Source organism: [Zimmermannella] bifida NBRC 103089 (assembly GCF_001570925.1).
Lineage (GTDB): Bacteria > Actinomycetota > Actinomycetes > Actinomycetales > Microbacteriaceae > Gulosibacter > Gulosibacter bifidus.
On sequence record NZ_BCSP01000002.1, the window covers coordinates 117,712 to 138,216 of the forward strand.

The 20,505-nt window shown below is 62.2% G+C and carries 17 protein-coding genes; 11 read left to right on the forward strand and 6 right to left on the reverse strand.

Annotated elements, in window-relative coordinates:
- Window position 1 precedes the first annotated feature (1 nt).
- A complete protein-coding gene (locus tag ZBI01S_RS02675; protein WP_066055980.1) occupies window positions 2-919 on the forward strand; it encodes a tyrosine recombinase XerC in 918 nt (305 codons plus the stop codon).
- A 114-nt stretch (window positions 920-1,033) separates the two neighbouring features.
- Here ZBI01S_RS02675 and ZBI01S_RS09795 read toward each other — a convergent pair whose 3' ends face one another.
- Together ZBI01S_RS09795 and ZBI01S_RS02685 are read right to left on the reverse strand one after the other, a co-directional pair.
- Window positions 1,034-2,428, reverse strand: a complete 1,395-nt coding sequence (locus ZBI01S_RS09795; protein ID WP_066055983.1) for a hypothetical protein — start codon at window positions 2,426-2,428, stop codon at window positions 1,034-1,036.
- A 90-nt stretch (window positions 2,429-2,518) separates the two neighbouring features.
- Window positions 2,519-3,103 (reverse strand): M23 family metallopeptidase, encoded by a 585-nt coding sequence (locus ZBI01S_RS02685; protein WP_066055985.1) that lies wholly within the window; start codon window positions 3,101-3,103, stop codon window positions 2,519-2,521.
- A 305-nt stretch (window positions 3,104-3,408) separates the two neighbouring features.
- On the opposite strand from ZBI01S_RS02685, the gene rpsB reads away from it, so the two are divergent.
- From rpsB to ZBI01S_RS02725, 8 genes are all read left to right on the forward strand, one after another.
- Window positions 3,409-4,275 (forward strand): 30S ribosomal protein S2, encoded by an 867-nt coding sequence (gene rpsB / locus ZBI01S_RS02690; RefSeq protein ID WP_066055988.1) that lies wholly within the window; start codon window positions 3,409-3,411, stop codon window positions 4,273-4,275.
- 20 nt (window positions 4,276-4,295) lie between these two features.
- Window positions 4,296-5,150 carry a translation elongation factor Ts gene (tsf, locus tag ZBI01S_RS02695; RefSeq protein WP_066055990.1) on the forward strand — a complete coding sequence of 285 codons (855 nt, stop codon included), beginning with the start codon at window positions 4,296-4,298 and terminating at the stop codon, window positions 5,148-5,150.
- A 110-nt stretch (window positions 5,151-5,260) separates the two neighbouring features.
- On the forward strand, window positions 5,261-5,992 hold the full coding sequence (pyrH, locus tag ZBI01S_RS02700; RefSeq protein ID WP_066055993.1) for a UMP kinase: 732 nt from the start codon (window positions 5,261-5,263) through the stop codon (window positions 5,990-5,992).
- A 160-nt stretch (window positions 5,993-6,152) separates the two neighbouring features.
- The gene (frr, locus tag ZBI01S_RS02705) at window positions 6,153-6,707 is read left to right on the forward strand and encodes a ribosome recycling factor (RefSeq protein WP_066055996.1); all 555 of its coding nucleotides are present in this window, start codon (window positions 6,153-6,155) and stop codon (window positions 6,705-6,707) included.
- A gap of 129 nt (window positions 6,708-6,836) precedes the next feature.
- Complete coding sequence (locus ZBI01S_RS02710; RefSeq protein WP_159421356.1) at window positions 6,837-7,697, forward strand: phosphatidate cytidylyltransferase; 861 nt, start codon at window positions 6,837-6,839, stop codon at window positions 7,695-7,697.
- A gap of 15 nt (window positions 7,698-7,712) precedes the next feature.
- A complete protein-coding gene (locus tag ZBI01S_RS02715) occupies window positions 7,713-8,276 on the forward strand; it encodes a DivIVA domain-containing protein (RefSeq protein WP_083524466.1) in 564 nt (187 codons plus the stop codon).
- A gap of 215 nt (window positions 8,277-8,491) precedes the next feature.
- The gene (locus ZBI01S_RS02720; RefSeq protein ID WP_066056003.1) at window positions 8,492-9,199 is read left to right on the forward strand and encodes an aggregation-promoting factor C-terminal-like domain-containing protein; all 708 of its coding nucleotides are present in this window, start codon (window positions 8,492-8,494) and stop codon (window positions 9,197-9,199) included.
- Window positions 9,200-9,269: 70 nt separating this feature from the next.
- Window positions 9,270-9,557, forward strand: a complete 288-nt coding sequence (locus ZBI01S_RS02725; RefSeq protein WP_066056387.1) for an Rv1322 family protein — start codon at window positions 9,270-9,272, stop codon at window positions 9,555-9,557.
- A 151-nt stretch (window positions 9,558-9,708) separates the two neighbouring features.
- On the opposite strand, the gene ZBI01S_RS02730 is transcribed toward ZBI01S_RS02725, so the two are convergent.
- Window positions 9,709-10,788, reverse strand: a complete 1,080-nt coding sequence (locus ZBI01S_RS02730; RefSeq protein ID WP_245610516.1) for an AI-2E family transporter — start codon at window positions 10,786-10,788, stop codon at window positions 9,709-9,711.
- A gap of 9 nt (window positions 10,789-10,797) precedes the next feature.
- Window positions 10,798-12,321, reverse strand: coding sequence for a DivIVA domain-containing protein (locus tag ZBI01S_RS02735; protein ID WP_066056006.1), 1,524 nt, complete (start codon window positions 12,319-12,321; stop codon window positions 10,798-10,800).
- 279 nt (window positions 12,322-12,600) lie between these two features.
- Here ZBI01S_RS02735 and ZBI01S_RS02740 point away from each other — a divergent pair, with 279 nt between their 5' ends.
- Both ZBI01S_RS02740 and ZBI01S_RS02745 read left to right on the forward strand, forming a co-directional pair.
- Entirely contained in the window at window positions 12,601-15,078 is a 2,478-nt protein-coding gene (locus ZBI01S_RS02740) for a hypothetical protein (protein ID WP_066056014.1), read from the forward strand.
- A gap of 3 nt (window positions 15,079-15,081) precedes the next feature.
- Window positions 15,082-16,077 (forward strand): co-chaperone YbbN, encoded by a 996-nt coding sequence (locus tag ZBI01S_RS02745; RefSeq protein ID WP_066056017.1) that lies wholly within the window; start codon window positions 15,082-15,084, stop codon window positions 16,075-16,077.
- A gap of 123 nt (window positions 16,078-16,200) precedes the next feature.
- On the opposite strand, the gene glgB is transcribed toward ZBI01S_RS02745, so the two are convergent.
- On the reverse strand, window positions 16,201-18,375 hold the full coding sequence (gene glgB / locus ZBI01S_RS02750) for a 1,4-alpha-glucan branching protein GlgB (protein ID WP_066056020.1): 2,175 nt from the start codon (window positions 18,373-18,375) through the stop codon (window positions 16,201-16,203).
- A 59-nt stretch (window positions 18,376-18,434) separates the two neighbouring features.
- Window positions 18,435-20,492 carry an alpha-1,4-glucan--maltose-1-phosphate maltosyltransferase gene (locus ZBI01S_RS02755; RefSeq protein WP_281173216.1) on the reverse strand — a complete coding sequence of 686 codons (2,058 nt, stop codon included), beginning with the start codon at window positions 20,490-20,492 and terminating at the stop codon, window positions 18,435-18,437.
- Window positions 20,493-20,505: the final 13 nt, after the last annotated feature.

Consider the following 20,505-nt stretch of genomic DNA (forward strand, 5'->3'; position numbering starts at 1 on the left):
TATGTCCCCACTTCGCCGTGCCATCGCTGACTATGTGCGCGCGCTGGATTTGGAGCGCGGCCGTTCGGCTCACACCTGCAAAGCCGCGGCGAGCGATTTGACTCGGTTCGCGGACTTTGTGGAACGCGGCGGCGAAGTCCGCCCAGATGAACTCACGCTTGAAGACTTCCGCGAATGGCTCTGGCAAGAATCAGAGCAGGGTCACGCGGCCGCGACGCTTGCACGGCGGGCATCAACGGCACGTGGCTTTACTGCGTGGTGCAAGGCTGCTGAGCGCGGCGAGGATGTTGCGCGGCGGTTGAAGTCTCCAAAGACGGGGCGCACGCTGCCGCGCATGGTGTCGCAGGACGCGATGCAAACCATCCTGAAACACCTGCAGGAGCGCGCCGAAACCGGCGACGCGATGGCGTTGCGCGATCATGCCATCATCGAGCTGCTGTATGCCACAGGCATGCGCGTCTCGGAACTGTGCACGCTCACCACCGAGTCGATCGACATGGATGCGCGTACCGTGCGTGTCATCGGCAAGGGCAACGCAGAGCGGGTCATTCCGTTTGGGGCGTCCGCCGCGAATGCGATCCAACGATGGCTCCAGAATGGACGCCCCGCAGTTGCCACGGCGAAACCGAGTCCTGCTGCGGCATCCGCATTATTCTTAGGGGCCCGAGGCGGGGCCTTGAACCAGCGTGCGGTGTATGAACTCTCACGTTCGCTCCTCACGTATGCGCCCGGTGCTGGACCAGCCGGGCCACACACCTTCCGTCACACCGCGGCAACGCATCTGCTTGACGGCGGCGCCGATCTCCGCGGCGTGCAAGAGTTCCTCGGGCACGCCGACCTCGGCACCACGCAGATCTACACGCACGTCTCGGCCGAGCGCCTGCGCGAAACCTACCGGCAGGCGCATCCACGGGCCTAACCATGTCGAAACGGGCCTAGCCCAGCCGGTGCACGCCGAAACCGGCCGAGCCACACCACCTGATAAGGCGTGACTCGACCGGATGCGTTCAGCGTGACGGCGAAGTGTGAACCGCTACCAACCGTTGTCGGCACCGCGAATGTCCGAACAGGTACCCGAAATTGGCCGGTGGCGTTGGCGAGAAATCAGCCAGCCGCCAGCGCCAAGCAACGTCATGGCGCTGCCGCCAATCAGCATCATCGGACCCACCTGCAACCCCGTCTCAGCGAGATCGGTTGATGCTTCAGGAGCCTTGCTCTCGGACGGAAGATGCCCAACAGGGTGAGTAGCCGTCGTCGTGGACTTCGGGGCTTCGGGCTCATCCGACGCAAATGAGTATGTTGCGGTTGGCGCTGGCGCTGGAGTTGGCGTTGCGGCCGGGGTAGCGGATGGTTCTGGTTCCGGCGCAGGTTCCGGTTCTGGCTCCGGCTCAGGTTCTGGCTCCGGCTCTGGTTCTGGCTCGGGCTCTGGTTCCGGTTCTGGCTCGGGGGACGGGCTTGGTGTCGGAGCCGGTACTGGAGTCGATGGGGGAGTCATCGAAGGCATCGGCGTGACCGTACCTGGCGTGTGACGGATGCCGTAGTTAAGTTTGACCTCGGCACCTGCAGTCGGCCAGGCTTCGTTCGAAGGCTGCAGGAGCAATTGGTGTCCCTCAGTAATGAGGTATTGCGGTGTCGCGGTGGCAAAGCCTGGTGCCGGTCGCATTTGCGCGGTGATGGCGACCCGACCGACGTTCGGCGTCGCATGCACGCGCATCGTCGTCGCTGATGTTGCTGGCACCGTGATTTCCTTCTTGCCATCGATTTCGCCACCGGTCACCTGCAATACGACTTCGGTGCCGCCTGGAATATCTGTTAGTTCAACCGTGATTGCGCCTGGCTCGGTGCGCATTGTCAGACCAAACGACTTTGGCGCAGCGACCACGCGAACATCGTTGGCCTGCTGCCGAAGTGTTTCGACATGACCAGCAACCGTCGAGCGGCGGTCTGCCGGCAGCAGCGACAGGTAGTGCGGGTCGCCGCGGTAGTGCTCGGCGTCGGCAACCGACCAGACGTACATCGCCACCGCAGCGGTCGCATCCGGGTTCGTTGATGCGCCGAGATTGGCAATCGCCCAGTGCAGCTTCGCGCGCGTTTCGGCCGGTAGCTGCGCGATATCGGCAGGGATGTGGTCTTGCGCGCCGGCAACGCGGGTTTGGTGACCGATCGGCGATGGCTGGTCGAGTTCCAAGCAGTACACATTCATGCCGTTGAACCGCATCGCCCCAACAAACATTGCGGCCGAGCCGTCTTGCGAGTAACCGGGACCAACATCGGCCGCCGTCGCGTCTTGTGGTTTCCAGGGCGAGATCAAGAGCAAGATCGCAATCACGCCGGCGAGCAGCGCGAGCTTTCGGAGGCGTAGCGCGGCGATGTGATTTGTGAATGAACGATCGAGTGCACTGTCGGTAAGTCGGGGTGGCCGGAGCATTGGGGGTCCTTTCAATGACGCAGCAATTGACGTTGCATGGAGGTAGCGAACAAGTGGGACACAGAAAACGTGGGGAGAGACCGCGGTGCATCACGAACTGAGCGGCAGCAGAATCGCCGGCGGCATACGCTGCAATAGCAGTAGCGGGTCGCAGTAGTCGTCCCCGATTCGGGCGCCAAGATGCAGCCCGCCGTTCGGGACATGGATGGTGTCGGTTGCGAGGGTGCCGATCACGGTGCCAGCGGTCACGGCGTCGCCGACCGAGACCACCGCATCCACCGGCTCAAATGTGGACCGGATGCCGTTGGCGTGCTGAATCGAGACGACATTGCGGTCAACGACGCGGCCAACGAAATACACGGTGCCATCGGCCGGGGCACGGATTTGCGTGCCTGGAGCAACTGCCAGATCAATGCCGCGGTGACCGCGGGCGTATCGGTGCGCCAGGTCAAAGGCGCGGGTGACGACGGGCGGTGGATGCACCGGCCACTGCCAAAGCGCCCGCCCAGTTTGGTTTGCCGCGGCTTCCGTCGCAGACACAACGAACGGTGCATCCGAGCCCAGCGGTGGCATTGCGGCCGAGGCCGCCACCGCTGGCGTGGTCGCCAACGCAACGGAAAGCACCACTGCTGCAACGGCGCGCAGCCGACCAAATGACAGATTCAGCGTGTTCATGCCGCCAAGTGTGCAAAGGAATCTAGCGGCGTGGGGAACGAGCCAGGATGCCTGTGGATGGATGCACTTTCCACAGGCGGGAATCAACAGCGGGAACTTGTTGTGGTCGTACGCCGCGAACGCGTATAGAATGCTTTGCGCAGCCCCTGTGGCTGACTTCGCGTGTCCGGAACGTGCGAATGATCTCCGGTCTTGTGCGTAACCACGCACGAGCGATCATTCCGCAGGGCACCAGGCCACCGCATCCGCGGTACAAATAACCGAAACGCACACCGCCGGTGTGCCCAAAACAAGGAGATTCGACCATGGCAGTCGTATCGATGCGTCAGCTGCTTGACGCAGGTGTCCACTTCGGTCACCAGACCCGTCGCTGGAACCCAAAGATGAAGCGCTTTATTTTCACCGAGCGCTCGGGTATCTACATCCTCGACCTCCAGCAGTCGCTTGCCTTCATTGACAAGGCCTACGACTTTGTTAAGGAAACCGTCGCTCACGGCGGCACCATCCTCTTCGTTGGTACCAAGAAGCAGGCTCAGGAAGCGATTGCCGAGCAGGCAACTCGCGTTAACCAGCCGTACGTTAACCAGCGCTGGCTCGGTGGTCTGCTGACCAACTTCCAGACCGTTCAGAAGCGCCTCAACCGTCTTAAGGAACTCGACCTCGTCGACTTCGAAGACACTTCAACGGGCTTCACCAAGAAGGAACTGCTCATCCAGCGTCGCGAGCGCGACAAGCTGGAGAAGACCCTTGGTGGTATCCGCAACATGACCCGCACGCCTTCGGCGATCTGGGTTGTTGACACCAACAAGGAACACCTCGCAATCGACGAAGCCAAGAAGCTTGGCATTCCTGTTGTTGCGATCCTCGACACCAACTGCGACCCAGACGACGTTGACTACCCAATTCCGGGCAACGACGACGCCATTCGCTCGGTTGCACTGCTCACCCGCATCGTTGCTGACGCTGCTGCTGAAGGTCTCATGACCCGCCACCAGAAGCCAGCAGAAGGCGGCGCAACCGCTGAGGCTGAGCCACTTGCTGAGTGGGAGCTCGAACTGCTCAAGCAGGGCGAAGCAAAGGAAGCTGCAGCTGCTGAGGCAACCACTCAGGAGTCGGCAACCGAGACCGCGCAGACTGAGATCGAGGCCGCTCCGGCCGACGAGACCAAGTAACCAAAGGGAGAAGCAACCACATGGCTAACTTCACCATTGCCGACATCAAGGCTCTGCGCGAGCAGCTCGGTACCGGTATGACCGACACCAAGAAGGCGCTCGAAGAGGCCGACGGCGACATGGAAAAGGCCGTTGAGATCCTGCGTCTCAAGGGTGCAAAGGGTAACGCGAAGCGTGCCGACCGTTCCGCAGCCGAAGGCCTCATCGTGGCCAAGGTTGGCGACAACGGCACCGCAACCATCCTCGAGCTCAACTGCGAGACCGACTTCGTTGCCAAGGGCGAAAAGTTCATCAAGCTCGCTGATGACGTACTCGAAGCTGCGGCAGCCGCTGGCGCAACCAACCCTGAAGAAGCACTTGCTGCACCGATGAACGGCTCGACCGTTGCCGAGGAAATTGCTGCACTTGCCGCCGTTATCGGTGAAAAGTTCGAGCTGCGCAACGTTCGCCAGGTTAAGGGCGAGAACTTCGACGTGTACATGCACTACACCTCGAAGGACCTCCCCCCGCAGGTTGGCGTTGTTGTCGGCTTCACCGGAACCGACGCCGACACCGCTCACGGCATCGCACAGCACATTGCGTTCGCGAACCCATCGTTCCTCAACCGCGAGGACGTTCCGCAGGAGACCATCGACAGCGAGCGCAAGGTCGTTGAAGAGATCACCCGCGCTGAGGGCAAGCCAGAAGCAGCACTCCCGAAGATCGTTGAAGGTCGCCTTGGCGCATTCTTCAAGCAGATCGTGCTGAACGAGCAGGAATACGCTCGCGACCCGAAGCACACCGTTAAGCAGATCGCCGAACAGGCTGGCCTGCAGGTTGTTGACTTCGCTCGCCTCAAGGTCGGCGCTGGCGTCGAAGCAGAGGGCGAAGAGTAGTCACTCACGCGTAAATGTTTGCCGCGGTCGGAATGGTGCACAGCACTAATCCGACCGCGGCAAACTAGTCTTAGGGATGATCAAATCGGGTTCGCACACATAGGAGCGCAATGACTACCACCGCAACCACCCCACGTCGCGTACTGCTCAAGCTTTCGGGGGAGGCGTTCGGTGGCGGCAAGCTCGGTGTCGACCCGATCGTGCTGACCAACATCGCCCGTGAAATCGCGCAGGCTGCACAAGAAGTCGAAGTTGCTGTCGTTGTTGGCGGTGGAAACTTCTTCCGCGGTGCGCAGCTCGCAAACGCTGGCATGGACCGCGGCCGCGCCGACTACATGGGTATGCTCGGAACCGTCATGAACGCCCTCGCGCTGCAGGACTTCCTTGAGCAGGCGGGCGTGAACGCTCGTGTGCAGTCGGCCATCGAAATGCGTCAGGTCGCCGAGCCGTACATCCCGCTTCGCGCCGAACGCCACATGGAAAAGGGCCGCGTCGTCGTATTCGGTGCTGGCGCCGGACTCCCATACTTCTCGACCGACACGGTTGCCGCTCAGCGTGCGCTGGAAATCCGGGCCGATGTGCTGCTCGTAGCAAAGAACGGCGTCGACGGCGTTTACACCGCCGACCCGAACCAGGACGACTCGGCCGAGCTCATCAACCAAATTTCGTATCAGGATGCACTCCGTCGCGGTCTGCGCGTCGTCGACTCGACCGCATTCAGCCTGTGCATGGACAACAGCATGGACATGCGCGTCTTCGGTATGTCGCCAGATGGCAACATTGCCCGCGCAATTCGTGGCGAGAACATCGGCACACTGGTTTCGAACACGGCCAGCGCCTAGCAACTGCCGGCGCGCGACCGACCCGCAGGCCGCGCACCCAACCCGGCTGCACGCATCCTGATACCCCTGACCACACCGCGCGCGAACGCAACACTCGACTGGAAACCACAGTCACGCGCTGCGACGTAGGATTAACCAGACACGATCGAAAGGACCCAACGTGATCCCCGAAGTACTTGCCGACACCAAAGACAAGATGGAAAAGGCGCTGGAACACGCGCACGAAGAGTTCGGCAACATCCGCACTGGCCGCGCCAACCCAGCCCTGTTCGACAAGCTCCTCGTGGACTACTACGGCACCGCAACCCCGCTGGGCCAGCTCGCATCGATGCAGCAGCCAGAGGCACGCATGCTCGTCATCACCCCGTACGACAAGGGTGCACTCAAGGACATCGAGAAGGCCATCGTTTCGGCTCAGCACCTCGGCGTCACGCCGTCGAACGAAGGTCACCTGATCCGCGTCGTCATGCCAGAGCTCACCAAGGAGCGCCGCATGGAGTACGTCAAGCTCGCCCACTCGAAGGCTGAAGAAGCCCGCGTGGCCATCCGCAACATTCGTCGCAAGGGTATGACCGACCTCGGCGCCCTCGACGGTGAGGTTGGCGAAGACGAGATCAACCGCGCCGAGAAGGAACTCGACAAGATCACCAAGGGCTTCATCGACCGCATCGATGAGTCGGCAAAGGCCAAGGAAGCCGACCTGCTCGAGGTTTAAACCTTGACCGGATCACCCAGGCGCTCGACCGGGCGGGATGACGAACTAATCGTCGCCCCGCCCGCGTCGCGTTCCCGCGAGTGGTCCAGCAAACACGTGCGCGCACGAATGCAACTGGTCAACGAACGCATGAATGAGCGCTCTGGTCGCAACCTGCTCGGCGCCATCGGTGTTGGGCTCCTGCTAGGCGGGCTCCTCGCTGCGAGCCTGCTATTCGAGAAGCGCTGGTTCATTCCGTTCGGCACGCTGCTGATCGTCGCGGTCGTGACCGAACTCGCGACTGCTATGCGCCAGGCCCGCCGCCGTATCCCGCGCATCCCATCGGTGCTACTCGCACTCGTGGCCGTGCCGATGGCCTACTACGTACCGGCCGCGGCGCACTGGCTCATCATTCTTTGCGGCATTCTCGCGATTGTCGGTTGGCGCTACGTCGAAGCGATGTTCGCCAAAGTACGGCCCAGCAAGGCGCAATTGGCGGCGGATGCATCTGCCACCGGTTTCGCGCACTTCTACGTGACGTTCCTGGGATCGTTCACGATCATGCTGCTTTCCCAGCCGCTCGGCGAGTACTGGGTCCTCACCTTTGCCGCCATCGTCATCAGCGTTGACACTGGGGCCTACGCCACCGGCTTGCGATTCGGGCGAACCAAACTGGCGCCGTCAATCAGCCCGAGCAAGACTTGGGAAGGACTGATTGGTGGCGCGCTGCTCGGCATCCTCGTGGCCGTCGCTGCCTGTGAATGGCTGCTCCAATTGCCATGGTGGTTCGGTATTTTCATGGGTGTCAGCATTACGATTACCGCGGTTGTCGGCGACTTGACCGAGTCGATGATCAAGCGCGATCTAGGTGTCAAGGACATGTCGAACTGGCTTCCCGGCCACGGCGGCTTCTTTGATCGCTTTGACTCGCTGCTTCCCGCAGGCGCAATTGCGTTTGCCCTGTATTTCTGGTCCGCACCACTAATGGAGTTTGCCCAACGCCTCGGCTAAGGCAGAATGAACACGATGAATACTCAGTCGCCCTTCCCTCGTGCCCCTCGCGGCGAATTCGGTTACGACCAGAAAGAGGTCGACCGCGCGCTCCGAGTGGCACGCGAACGATACGAGAACTTCGACAACGGCTCGGGTGGTCCGCGACTGACTGCGAAGAGCATCCGCCACACGGCGTTCACGATGCGCAAGCGCGGTTATTCGGCACCGCACGTTGATGCTGCGCTCGAGCGACTCGAAGATGCGGTTGCCGTTCGGGAGCACGAAGAGCGCATCCAGAACCGTGGTCGTGAAGAGTGCATGGCCGAGACAAAGGATGCGGCCCGTGCCGTACTCAAGCGTCTGGAACGGCCGTCGGGCGAGCGGTTCCGCCGCGTCTCGATTCTGCAGCGCGGGTATTCGATCGACGAAGTGGATGCATTCTGCAACCGCATCGATGACTTCTTGCGTGGGCGCGTGCCCATGACGTTGCGTGAAGCGCGCGGTGTGGCGTTCACATCGAAGCGTCGCGGCTACGACGAGGGACAGGTCGACCTGCTCATTGACGCCGTAGTCGACGTCATGCTCGCTATTCGCTAGCTGCTACCGGCCCATCGAGGGCTGTCGAAGACGATTACCGGGCGCAGTTCTCTGTGGACACATGCGGAAATGCGATGTTCGGTAACTGGCCATGGGGCTAGCGCATGCCACAGTTCCAACCTGGGAATCTCGGTCGGATGTGGCGATTTCGTTGCCTGTTCGTAACCGTTCCGTTATCGTTGACGGGTATTCGGTTGCAATTGGAGGCATACGTAATGACTGAACTGAAGCGAACTGGCAGCACCCGTGCGGTAGTGCCAGCATCGATCCGGAATGGTCGTCGTAACCGCAACGTCACTGCCGCAATCGCCGGCACGGTAATCGTCGCATTTGCTGCCGTAGGTCTGGCACAGCCATTCCTGGCCGCGGCAAATGGCACCGCTGCTATCGCGCCGCACACGCCGTCGCTCGCGCAGATCTCTGCCGCACAGACGCAGAGCTACCAGGCAGATGCCGCACCGGTGACGAAGAAGGACAACAAGAAGCCCGCAACCGTAACGCTGGCTCGTGGTGGCGATGTTGAGGCAGACCTCAAGCCTGAGCCAAAGCCAGCACCACAGTCGGTTGAAGATGCCTCGGCTGGAGCACCGTCGTACCCGCAGGGTGGTAGCTACGATGTAGGTACCGTGCAGGCGATGGCGCAGGAAGTGCTTGCCGCAAACGGCCAGGCAGACCAGTGGGGCTGCTTTGAAGCCATCATCGGTCAGGAGTCCGGCTGGGACCCTTACGCAATGAACTCAAGCTCGGGTGCATACGGTATTCCGCAGGCGCTTCCGGGCGAGAAGATGGCCTCGGCTGGTGCTGACTGGCAGACTAACCCGGCGACCCAGGTCAAGTGGGCACTCGGCTACATGAACGGTCGCTACGGCTCGCCGTGTGGTGCTTACGATTTCAAGTTCACGCAGGGCAACGGCTGGTACTAAACCAACACACTTCGTCAATGAGCGTCACCGAAAGGTGGCGCTCATGTGCGTTACGCGTACCCTTACGCATATGGCCCGCCGTCGAAACAGTCGCAGCAATCGTGAGTACATTCCGCTCGACGTCGCGCGTCTCCAACAGGGGATGCGTCGCGTCGAAGTCCGCCGCGGGCACGAGTACACGGTCGCGCCGATCCGTGCGGAACGCGCGCTCAAGGTCTACACCTGCCCGGGGTGCCACGGGGAAATCCCCGAGGGCGTCGCCCACGTCGTCGTGTGGCGGGCCGATAGTATCTGGGGTGATGACGCCGCCATCGCTGATCGGCGACACTGGCACAATCACTGCTGGAAGGTTGCCTAGGGCTGGATGCAAGCCACAACAGCGCCCTCAGTATCGATCGGTCTGGGGCGGTTCTGGCCACCTGGGCTGCCTGAGCCACGGGAGCACGCAAAACCACCGGCCACAGGCCGACGAGACGAGCGTGGACCGGCCTGCTGGCCGCATCCGGAAACTAGCGTCTGTTCTGCGCCGGGATAACCACCTGGCGGAAGATAATCATGATGCTCGCTGCCACCGGAATCGCGATGAGTGCGCCCAGCAGACCGAGCAGGGTACCGCCGGTGAGTGCGGCGATAACGACCACCGAGCCGGGCACTGCAACCGCCTGCGACATGATGCGCGGGCTAATGACGTACGCCTCGATCTGCATGTAGACGAGGTAGTAGATACCGGCAATCCACCAAGTGGGCGTACCCGGGTCCATGAGAATCAACTGCGAGAGCACGATGATGGCCGACGCGGTGATCGTGCCGACCATGGGGATGAGTGAGCCGCTGAACGCGATGACCGCAAACACCATCGGCATTGACGCGCCAATGATCGACAAGAAGATAAACGTCAACAGACCGTTGATGACACCGAGTGCGATCTGACCGACAACGTACTTACCGACCGAGTCGGTGATCTGATCGCCCAGGTGCATGATGCGTTCGCGCTTGGACGCGGGCGTCAGTTGGTAGAACACACGTTTGATGGTGTGCATGCTGGCGACGAAGTAGATCGTCAGAATGAACACGATCAGGCCGCCAAAGACACCGTTAACGATGCCCACACCCACCTGCAGCACGCCGCCGGTAATCGACGCGGCATTGCCCTGCAGCCAAGAGGCCGCCTGCGCCACCATGGCCTGCACGTCAAGCGCTGGGAACGTGTTTGAGAGCCAGCCCACGATGTCCGACGTCAGCAAGTCACCAATGATCGCGCCGTATCGGATCGAGATCTCATTGACCTGCGTAATCACCGACGGCACAATCGCCCAGATAATCAGTGTCACCACGACGAGCATGCCGAAAACGGTTGCGAGCAGGGCAGCCGGTCGCGGCCATCCCTTTTTCTCGAGCCAGGCAATGAACGGATCAATACCGAGCGCGAGGAAGAGCGCGGCACCGATGTACGTGAGTACCGTCGAGAGCGAGCCAAACATGCCCGCGAGCGTGATCGCGAGAATCGCGCCGAGCGCACCAAGGAATCCGATCTTGAACGGGTTCTCGATCCGGAACGATGCGTTGGGCATTTGGGCGCGGACGGCCAACTATGGCTCCTAGTCTTGGTTCTTCGGCGAGGGAGCGGGCAGGCCACCGACGAGCTGGCGCATCTGCTCGAGGTAGCCCTCGATTTGGTCGCGCTCGTCGCGAACCTTCTGCAGATGTGCCTCGGCGGTTTCTTGTTCGGCTCGGGTGCGGGCCTCGATTTCGCGAACGCGTTCGCGGGCCTGGCGGTTCGCCTTTTCGAGCAGGTTCGCGGCCTGGTTCTCGGCGGACTGGATCGTCTCTTGCGCACGGCGACGAGCGTCAGCGGTGATCTTGCCGGCTTCGCGGCGCACCTGTTCGCTGCGCTGGTTGAGGTCGGCGAGCTGCTCGGTGGCCTCGTCAATCATCTTCTTGGCGGCGGCTTCGGCGTTGCGGCCAGCGGCGACGAGCTGCTTCTCAAACTCGTTGCGCTTCGAGGTCAGCTCGACCTCTTGCTCGCTGCGGGCATTCGCCAACTCGCGCATGGTCGTTTCGCGCAGTTCGGCAAGCTCGGTGGTGATGCGCTGGCGTTCGGCGTCGAGTTCGCGTCGCTGCTGACCGGCGGCTTCGGTGAGTTCAAGCGAGGCCGTGGCGCGCTGGTCTTCAAGCTCGCGGGTCTGCGTTTCGCGGGATGCGGTGAGTTCGCGTTCGAGCGCCTCGCGCTGGGTGCGCACATCGTCTTCGAGCTCGGCACGACGACGGGCAACTTCAGCGTTGAGCTCTTCGCGAGCGGCGGTGGATTCACGGGTGAACTTCGCGCGCGCCTCGGCCAGCTCAGTTTCTTGCTGGGTGCGCAGCTCGCTCAGGCGCTCTGCTTCCTTTGCTGAGCGCTCAACGATTTCGCGTTCGAACGCTTCCTTGCGGGCCTCGAGATCGTGCTCGGTCTGGCTGCGCTGGGCCTCAAAGGTGCGCTGCTGCTCGGTGAACGTGGCGAGGGCTTCGGCGAGTTCCTGCTCCTGCTGCTGACGGGTGCGGGCGAGTTCTTCGGCAACTTCGGCGCGCTTCGCGGCAATCTCGCGGTCGGTGGAGTGGCGCTGTTCGCGCAGCTGTGCGGTGACCTGATCCTTGACCGATTCGATCTCGCGTTCCTGGTTAGTGAGCGTGAGTTCGGCCTCTTGCTTAGCGTTCTCGACGAGCTGCTCGGCGTTGGACTGGGCTTCGGCAGCGACTCGCTGTGCCGAGTGGTCGGCTTCGCTAGTGACTCGCTCGGCGTAGTCATTGGCATCTTCGTGGATGCGTGCGGCGTTCTGGCGGGCTTCGCCGAGGATGCGTTCGGCTTCGCGGTTGGCGTCTGAGACGATGCGCGCGGCTTGTTCTTCGGCCGTGGCAAGCGTGCCGGCAAGCTTGCTGCCGAGGCCCGCGTAGCTGGGGGATTCGACTTCGGCAAGCTGCTTCTCGAGATCACGGATGCGTTCGGTCGCCTGCTTGAGGCGCTTGGCGGCTTCGTTGGCGGATTGCGTCTGCGAGTCGATCTGCGCCTGCATCTGACCAAGTGCCTGGTCAACTTCTTCGCGGTTGTAGCCGCGCATGGTGATCGTGAAGTTTGTTGCTTCCACGGATGAGCCTCCAAAATGCCGCGCTGCATCGCAAATCGATGCCAATACTGAAGAAGAGTCTAAGTCGCAGGCGGTCGTGCACCTGACCAGTCGCAGAGTGTGTTGATGTTCGGATGCGTTACCGCTGCAGCGGGGTCGGTGTGCGCAGTCGCCAGGTATTGTCCAAAATTTATGTAACGATCAGGTTACGAAAAGGTTGCTGCGCTAGGATCAAGTGTTATTTCCGGCGACGGGTGGCTTTGTCTATCGTTGCCAATTCACATACCGCAGGGAGCTCTAGTGCGCTTTATCCTGGCCGCTATCGCAACAATTGCCAGCCTGGCGATGCTCACCATTGGTGGCATTCAGCTTGTGCATGCGTCGCAAGAAACCACGGTAACCGCCAAGGGCACCAGTCAATCAGACGCACCACTTGTGGTTGTCGATGACACGGTGCTTTCGTCCCGCGCGGGATCACAGCTGGTGGAGATTGAAGGCGACGGCAAAATCACCCTCGTAATCGGTCGTACGGCAGATGTGGATGCGTGGGTTGGTGACGCCAAGCATACCGAGGTTGCACTCGACGAATCGGCCAAGGTCGAAGACGGCACCTTGCCGCTCAAGTTTACCGAGTCAGGGACTGAAGCTGAGGTGCCCAACCCGGTTACGAGTGACCTGTGGTTTGAGCGTCACGAGGGCGAAGGAAAATTCCGCCTCGATACCGTGGTGGCGCCCGGATACTCCATGCTTATTGCCGCTGACGGCAAAGCTGCCGCTCCGGCAACGATTTCGGTGACCTGGCCCGCGGCCGGTTACGCGCCAATGTCTGGTCCGCTGCTGGTTGCGGGCGGTGTGGTGCTGCTCTTGGCCATCGGCTTGTGGATTTGGGCGATCGCTCACCGCCGTCGCCTCGCTGCAACCGCTTCGGGCGCGCGTGATGACTCGCCTCGCAAGCTGCGCTCGCGCAGCGCGGTGGCGCAGGCATCGAACGCGGAATCGACTTGGTCGGCAGTTCCGTGGGATGACAGCGTGACGGCCACCGATGATGCAGTCGTTCGTGAGGATGCGGCCACAGGCGAAACCGTGTCGGAAACCGGTGCGATGGATGCGGCTGGTGCCGGTGCATCCGACGCCGATTTCGCACAGGACTCGGACGACGTAACTGAGGCTGACGAAGCAGAAGTCGAAACTGTGGCCGAACCGGATGCCTCGGAGAAGGCTGATGCTGAAGTTGCTCCTGAATTTGCTCCCGAAGCAATTGCGGCTGACGACGGGGCAACGCCTGAGGATGCGGTGGCCAACGCGGATGAGGAAATCGAGTCGATCTTGAACGAACACGACCACGACGTTGCCTCGCCGTTTGCACCAGGCGCGGCGACGACTGATGTCGAGCCTGCCGACACGGATGCGCCAGCGTTCGAAGTCGAGCAGCCCATAGCCGATGAAGCATCGGCTACGGAACCAGCGGGCGACGCCGCAGTTGAGGATGACCCTGCCGTAGTAGAACCAGAATCGGACACACCGGTTGCTGCGCCTGTTGAAGCGCAGCCTGAGCCAGTCGCTGCCGACGCGGAACCGGCCGCATCCGAGCCAGCCGCATCTGCGCCGGCCTCATCCGAGCCGACACCAGATGACGCTGCCGATGACGAAGACAAGTGGCGCCGTCCGCGCGGCCGCAACCGTTCGCGGGCACCGAAGCGGGTCTTTTTTGCGTCGGCCGTCGTGATTTCGTCGCTCGGACTTGCCGGATGTGCGCCGCAATACTGGCCCGCGAACTGGACGAACACTGATATCGATCCGGCTGGTACGCCAACTTCGTCGGTTGATGCGGCCATCCTCGAAGAGGGTGCGCATCCGCCGGCACTGAACGAAGACCAGATTCAGCACGTTCTTGATGAGGCCGCCGCAATTGCTGCCGATGCTGACAAGGCTGTCGATGCGAGCAAGCTCAAGCCTCGGTTTACCGGCGACGCGCTCACCCTTCGCGAAGCACAGTACAAGGCGCACAAAGCGAACAAGGACCACCCGATGCCGATCGAGTTCCCCGTGGGTCAGGTCGTGTACGCGCTGCCCGAGTCGGGGGAGAGCTGGCCGCGCACGGTATTCGCTGTGGTGACTCCCGAAGCGAAGGACGGTACCGAATCGGCACCGTACGCCATCATGCTGACGCAGCAGGATCCACGCGCGAACTACAAGGTGGCGTCGCTTACGCAGATGGTCGCCGACGCGAAGCTGCCCGATGCCGCCCCGGCATCGATCGGTAGCCCGAGCATCACTGAACTGGCAGAACCACTCGTCATCGAACCCGATGCCATTGCTGCGGCCTACGCCGATGTCATCGCCAACGGTGACAAGTCGGCACATGCGGCAACGTTTGAAGCTGCAGGTGACTCCCTGCGCGAATCGGTCAACGAGGCCTATCGCAAGAAGGAATCGGACGCGATCGACCCGGCCGTCGCCAAAATGACGTTCAACTACAGCGCTACCGACACCAAACCAATCGGCATGGTCGGACTGAACGGTGGCGCCATCGTGTCGGTATCGATCAGGGAAGTCGAATCGCTCAAGGCCGCGAACGACCGTGCCCGCATCAAGCTCAGCGGTATGACCGCCGACTTTTCGGGTGTTGGCGAAACCGGAACCGGCTTCGAACGCACTTACACTGATCAGCTGTTGTTCTATGTCCCCGCCAAGAGCGAGGGCGGCAAGGTGCAGTTCCTCGGAGTCTCGCAGGCGATGACCTCGGCTCGGGAACTCAAGGCAGAAGAGGTTGGCTAATACATGAACTCGATTCCGAACTCCATGCGCGGTGCCGTTGATTTGAGCGGCCTGGGTCAGTCGAACGGTGCCGGTGCTGCCGGCGCCCCGCAACCGGGCCAGCCAGGCCCCGCAGCGCAAGCAGCCCCACAGGCTGGTGCAGCCGCGCAGCCAGGTCAGCAAGGCGACGCGATCGCGACGCTGCCCGATGTCGTCATTGACGGCGGCCAGGCCGAGCTCGAGCAGCTCGCACCGCTGTCGGCGCAGCTGCCGGTGCTGGTGGAAATGTACTCGGCCGCAGCCGACGAACAGCACGGCCAGTCGGCACTCGCCGAGGTTGTTCGCTCGGCACAGGGACGACTCGTGTTGCTGCGCATCAACCTCGATGCCGACCCCGCGCTCGGCACCCAACAGCAGACGATCATGCTGCTTGGTGGGCGCCCTGCCCCGCTCTTCGAGCAGACCCCGCCGCGTGAGCAGGTTATTCAAGTGATTAATGAGCTGCTGGCGGCAGCGCAGCAGCAGGGCATGACCGGTGTTGTTGCGGTTGAAGGTGGCGCGGATGCGGGCGGTACTGCGGCTGCCGAGCCGGCAGCGAAGCCGCTGCCACCGCTGCACCAAGAAGCACAGGATGCACTCGCGCAGGGCGACCTTGACGGCGCCAAGTTGGCGTACACTCGCGCGCTCGAAGCCTCACCGGCAGACGACGAAGCCCGCATCGGGCTCGCCCGTGTTGGTCTGCTCGAGCGTCTTCGCGGCAAGACCCTTGCCGAGATCCGCGACCGTGCTGCGAGCGCCCCGGACGATCTCGACGCACAGCTCGATGTGGCCGACCTCGACCTTTCGGGTGGTCATGTTGTGGATGCGTTCGAGCGTCTGCTGGGGATGTTCCCAAAGGTAGACGCCGACGGAAAGTCGCGCATCCGCGAACGCCTGCTCGACATGTTCGACATCGTCGGCGCTGCAGATGCGCGCGTCGTGCGTGCCCGTCAGCAGCTCACGAACCTGCTGTTCGCCTAACGCGAGCGACGAAGCACAAGCCCAGTACCGAAACAAACCCAGTAACGAAAAAAGCTGCGAAACAGTAATGGCCCCGCACATTGCGGGGCCATTACTGTTTCGGGACGCTGGATGCGCTGGTGGCTAGCGCTTGCGGCGCAGGAACGTCGCGCCAAGCGGCGGCATCCGCAGATCAACTGACTGCGGGAAGCCGTGCGCGCCCTCGGCCTGCACGCGAAGCTCTGGGTTCGTTACGCCCGAGCCGCCAAAGGCCAGGTCATCCGAGTTGAGGATCTCTTCCCACTCGCCTTCGGGGAGTCCAATGCGGTAGCTCTCGTGCACCGAGTTGGCGAAGTTGTGGACGCAGAGGATCTGGTCGCCGGCACCGTCGTGACGGATGTACGCGAGGATCGAGTTGCCCGCATCCTCACCGGTAACCCACTGCAGACCGCTCGGATCGTTGTCGAGCTTCCACATTGCTGGATGCGCCACGTAGAGCTCGTTGAGCGCGGCCACGTACTTCTGGATGCCCGAGAACGTCGGGTTTTCGAGCAGCCACCAGTCGATACCGTGCGCTTCGTTCCATTCCTGTGGCTGGCCGATTTCTTGGCCCATGAACAGCAATGGCTTACCCGGGTGGCTCCACTGGTACGAGTAGAACAGGCGCATATTCGCGGCCTTCTGCCAGTCGTCGCCCGGCATCTTCGTGAACATCGAGCCCTTGCCGTGCACGACCTCATCGTGCGAGATCGGCAGAATGAACTGCTCGCTCCACGCGTAGACGAACGAGAACGTGAGCTCGCCGTGGTGGTACTGGCGGTAGATCGGGTCCTTTTCGAAGTACCGCAGGTTGTCGTTCATCCACCCCATGTTCCACTTGAGGCCGAACCCGAGACCGCCGTGATCGGTGGGTCGGGTAACACCATCAAAGCTGGTGGACTCTTCGGCAATCATGACAATGCCGGGGTTGCGCTTGTACGCGGTGGCGTTGACCTCTTTCAAAAAGTCGATGGCCTCGTAGTATTCGCGGCCACCGTCAACATTGGGCAGCCATTCCTCGCGCGAGTAGTCGCGGTAGATCATGGATGCGACCGCATCGACCCGCAGGCCGTCAACGTGGAACTCTTCGAGCCAGTACAGGGCATTGGCCACCAAGAAGTTGCGCACCTGCGAGTTGCCGTAATCGAAAATGTACGTGCCCCAGTCCTGCTGTTCGCCCAGGCGAGGGTCCGGGTGCTCGTAGAGCGGCTGGCCGTCGAAGCGGCCGAGCGCGAACGCATCCTTGGGAAAGTGCCCCGGTACCCAGTCCATGAGCACACCGATTCCGGCCTGGTGCAGCTGGTCGATAAGGTAGCGCAGGTCGTCGGGCGAACCCATGCGCGAGGTTGGGGCGAAGTATCCGCTCACCTGGTAGCCCCACGAACCGCCGAAGGGGTGTTCGGCCAGCGGCATGAACTCAACGTGGGTGAAGTTCATTTGCTTCAGGTACGGAATGAGCTCATCCGCGAGCTGTCGGTAGCTCAGGCCCGGACGCCACGACATGGCGTGCAGTTCGTACACGCTCATGGGGGAGTTGTGCGGGTCGCGCGCTGCACGTGCGCGCATCCATTCGCCATCGCCCCAAACGTGCGTGGAGTTCGCTGGAACGACCGACGCGGTGTGCGGCGGACGTTCGGCGTGCTTTGCCATCGGGTCGGCCTTGTCGATCCACTCGCCGGATGCGGTCTGGATCTGGAACTTGTACGTCTGGTGTTCGGCGACGTCGGGAATGAACAGCTCCCAAACACCCTGGGCATTGAGGCGGCGCATGGCGTGACGGGCACCATCCCACTGGTTGAACGAACCGGTTACGCGCACGGCCTGCGCGTGGGGCGCCCAAACCACAAACGAGGTGCCGCGCACGCCCTGGTGCTCGCGCACATTTGCGCCAAACGCTTGCCAAAGCTGTTCGTGACGGCCTTCGCCAAAGAGGTAGAGGTCGGTTTCGCCAATTGATGGCAAGAACCGGTAGGGGTCGTCGGCGACATCAACGATGCCCGAGTTGTACTGCGTCTCCAAGTGGTAGGCGCTGAAGCCGTGCTTGTGGGTACCGCTCCAAATGCCGTGCGCCAAGTGTTCGAGTTCAACGCGGGTGCCGTCGGTAAGGACGGCAAATACGCGGTGGGCCAGCGGGCGGCGGGCACGGATGCGGATGGTTTGTTCGGTTGCGTCGACCGCGTGTTGCCCGAGTACGGCGTGTGGGGCGCCGTGGCGTCCGTCGGCAATCGCCGAAAGTTCGGCTTCGTCGATGAGATCGCGGGGGAGTTCAGCAGTGGTCATGGTGGCGCTTTCGGTCAGAACGGAAAAAGTTTGGTTTGGCAGCGTGTGCTCGATGCGCGCTAGCTGGCGCGGCGCACGTGCAGGATGTGCGACTGGCCGGGCTCGAGGCGCACATAGTTGGCGCCACCCCAGTGCCAGAGCGAACCGCTGAGCAGGTCTTCGACTTCGAGCTCGGCGCCGTGGTCAAAACCGAGCGCGGGCAGGTCGAGCCACAGGGTTGCTTCTTGCGCGTTGGTGTAGTCAAGGTTCGTGACCACAATGATCGTGTCACTTGCCCCGGTTTCGCTGTGCTGTGCATCCAGGTGCTTCGAGAACGCGAGCAGCTGCCCGTTGTCGCTGGTGTGCACAACGAAGTTGCGCAGCTGGTGCAGGGCCGGGTGGGCCTTGCGAATCGCGTTGCAGCGGCGGATGAGCGGAGCGATCGAGGTGCCAGCGGCTTCTTCGCCAGCCCAGTCGCGCTGCTTGTACTCGTACTTTTCGTTGTCGATGTTCTCTTCGGAGCCCGGGCGCGCAACGTTTTCGATGAGCTCGAATCCGGCGTACATGCCCCAGTTCGGGCTTGCCATGGATGCGATGACGGTGCGCGCCTCGTAGGCAGGGCGGCCGCCGCGCTGCAGGTACTCGGTGAGGATATCGGGCGTGTTCACGAACATGTTCGGGTGCATGAAGTGCGAGGTTTCGTGCGAGACCTCACTGAGGAACTCCTCAAGTTCTTCGCGCGTATTTCGCCAGGTGAAGTACGAGTACGACTGCTGGAAGCCCGCCTTGGCAAGCGATTGCATGACTGCCGGGCGGGTGAATGCCTCGGCCAAGAAAATGACCTCGGGGTGTTCAGCGTTGATCTCGTGAATCAGCCATTCCCAGAACTGCAGCGGCTTGGTGTGCGGGTTGTCGACGCGGAAGATCTTCACGCCGTGCGAAATCCAGAACTGCACCGTTTCGAGTACTTCGGCGTAGAACCCGTTGCGGTCGTTGTCGAAGTTAATCGGGTAGATGTCCTGGTACTTCTTCGGCGGGTTTTCGGCGTAGGCGATGGTGCCGTCGGCGAGGGTGGTGAACCATTCGGGGTGCTTGGCAACCCACGGGTGGTCGGGAGTTGCCTGCAGTGCGAGGTCGAGGGCGACTTCGAGGCCGAGGGCTTCGGCGCGCTCGCGGAACGCGTCGAAGTCGTCGATGGTGCCGAGGTCGGGGTGCACATCACGGTGACCACCGGTTTCGGCGCCGATTGCCCAGGGCGAACCCGGGTCGTGCGGGCCAGCGACGAGGGTGTTGTTCGGGCCCTTGCGGTTGGTGAGACCGATCGGGTGAATCGGCGGCAGGTAGACCACGTCGAATCCCATACCGGCGACGCCTTCGAGCCGGTCAGCGGCGGTGCGGAACGTGCCGCTGACCCACATGCCGTTGTCGTCGCGGTGTGCGCCTTCCGAGCGTGGGAAGAATTCGTACCAGGCACCGAAGCCAACGCGAGTGCGTTCGGCGCGGATGGTGCGGGTTTCTGACGGCGTGACCAGTGAGCGAACCGGCTGCATGTCGATCACCGTGGTGACTGCATCCGAGGTCAGTGCGCCCAGGCGCAAGAACGTGTCGCGGCTCGTGTCGCGAGCGGCGGTGGATGCGCGGGTCAAGAGATCGCGCTGTGTTTCGTCGAGCTCGGGGTGCGCGGCCGCGCGGTCGAGCACGCGGGCACCTTCTTCGAGCATGAGCTCGACATCGATGCCGGCACCGATCTTGATTTCAGCATTGTGACGCCAGGTGGCGTAGTCGTCACCGTAGGCTTCGATCTGCCAGGTCCAGTTGCCGGTGGTGGTGATGCGGGCGGCTGCGGTCCATTCATCGTGGCCGATGCGACCCGGCTCCATCTTGATTCGGGTGGTGTTGCCCTTGGGGCAGGTAAGCAGCAGGTCGACGGCGATGCGGTCGTGGCCTTCGCGGAACGCGACGCACGAGAACGGTACGACCTCACCGACGTAGGCTCGGGTGGGGAAGTGGTTGTCTTCGATTTGCGGCCGCAGTTTCATGACCGGGATGCGGCCATAAACGGGCGCGTAGCCGGAGCCGGGGAACGCTTGTGGTTCCGGCGCAGTTCCGGTGTTGTTCGCAGCGGACGGGGTGCTCATTCCTGGTGCAGTA

Excerpts from the sequence above, each read along its gene's own strand:
- ZBI01S_RS02675 (WP_066055980.1), top strand. The coding sequence starts at position 2 with ATGTCCCCACTTCGCCGTGCCATCGCTGACTATGTGCGCGCGCTGGAT.
- ZBI01S_RS09795 (WP_066055983.1), bottom strand. The coding sequence starts at position 2,428 with ATGCTCCGGCCACCCCGACTTACCGACAGTGCACTCGATCGTTCATTC.
- ZBI01S_RS02685 (WP_066055985.1), bottom strand. The coding sequence starts at position 3,103 with ATGAACACGCTGAATCTGTCATTTGGTCGGCTGCGCGCCGTTGCAGCA.
- rpsB (WP_066055988.1), top strand. The coding sequence starts at position 3,409 with ATGGCAGTCGTATCGATGCGTCAGCTGCTTGACGCAGGTGTCCACTTC.
- tsf (WP_066055990.1), top strand. The coding sequence starts at position 4,296 with ATGGCTAACTTCACCATTGCCGACATCAAGGCTCTGCGCGAGCAGCTC.
- pyrH (WP_066055993.1), top strand. The coding sequence starts at position 5,261 with ATGACTACCACCGCAACCACCCCACGTCGCGTACTGCTCAAGCTTTCG.
- ZBI01S_RS02710 (WP_159421356.1), top strand. The coding sequence starts at position 6,837 with ATGAATGAGCGCTCTGGTCGCAACCTGCTCGGCGCCATCGGTGTTGGG.
- ZBI01S_RS02715 (WP_083524466.1), top strand. The coding sequence starts at position 7,713 with ATGAATACTCAGTCGCCCTTCCCTCGTGCCCCTCGCGGCGAATTCGGT.
- ZBI01S_RS02720 (WP_066056003.1), top strand. The coding sequence starts at position 8,492 with ATGACTGAACTGAAGCGAACTGGCAGCACCCGTGCGGTAGTGCCAGCA.
- ZBI01S_RS02725 (WP_066056387.1), top strand. The coding sequence starts at position 9,270 with ATGGCCCGCCGTCGAAACAGTCGCAGCAATCGTGAGTACATTCCGCTC.
- ZBI01S_RS02745 (WP_066056017.1), top strand. The coding sequence starts at position 15,082 with ATGAACTCGATTCCGAACTCCATGCGCGGTGCCGTTGATTTGAGCGGC.
- glgB (WP_066056020.1), bottom strand. The coding sequence starts at position 18,375 with ATGACCACTGCTGAACTCCCCCGCGATCTCATCGACGAAGCCGAACTT.
- ZBI01S_RS02755 (WP_281173216.1), bottom strand. The coding sequence starts at position 20,492 with ATGAGCACCCCGTCCGCTGCGAACAACACCGGAACTGCGCCGGAACCA.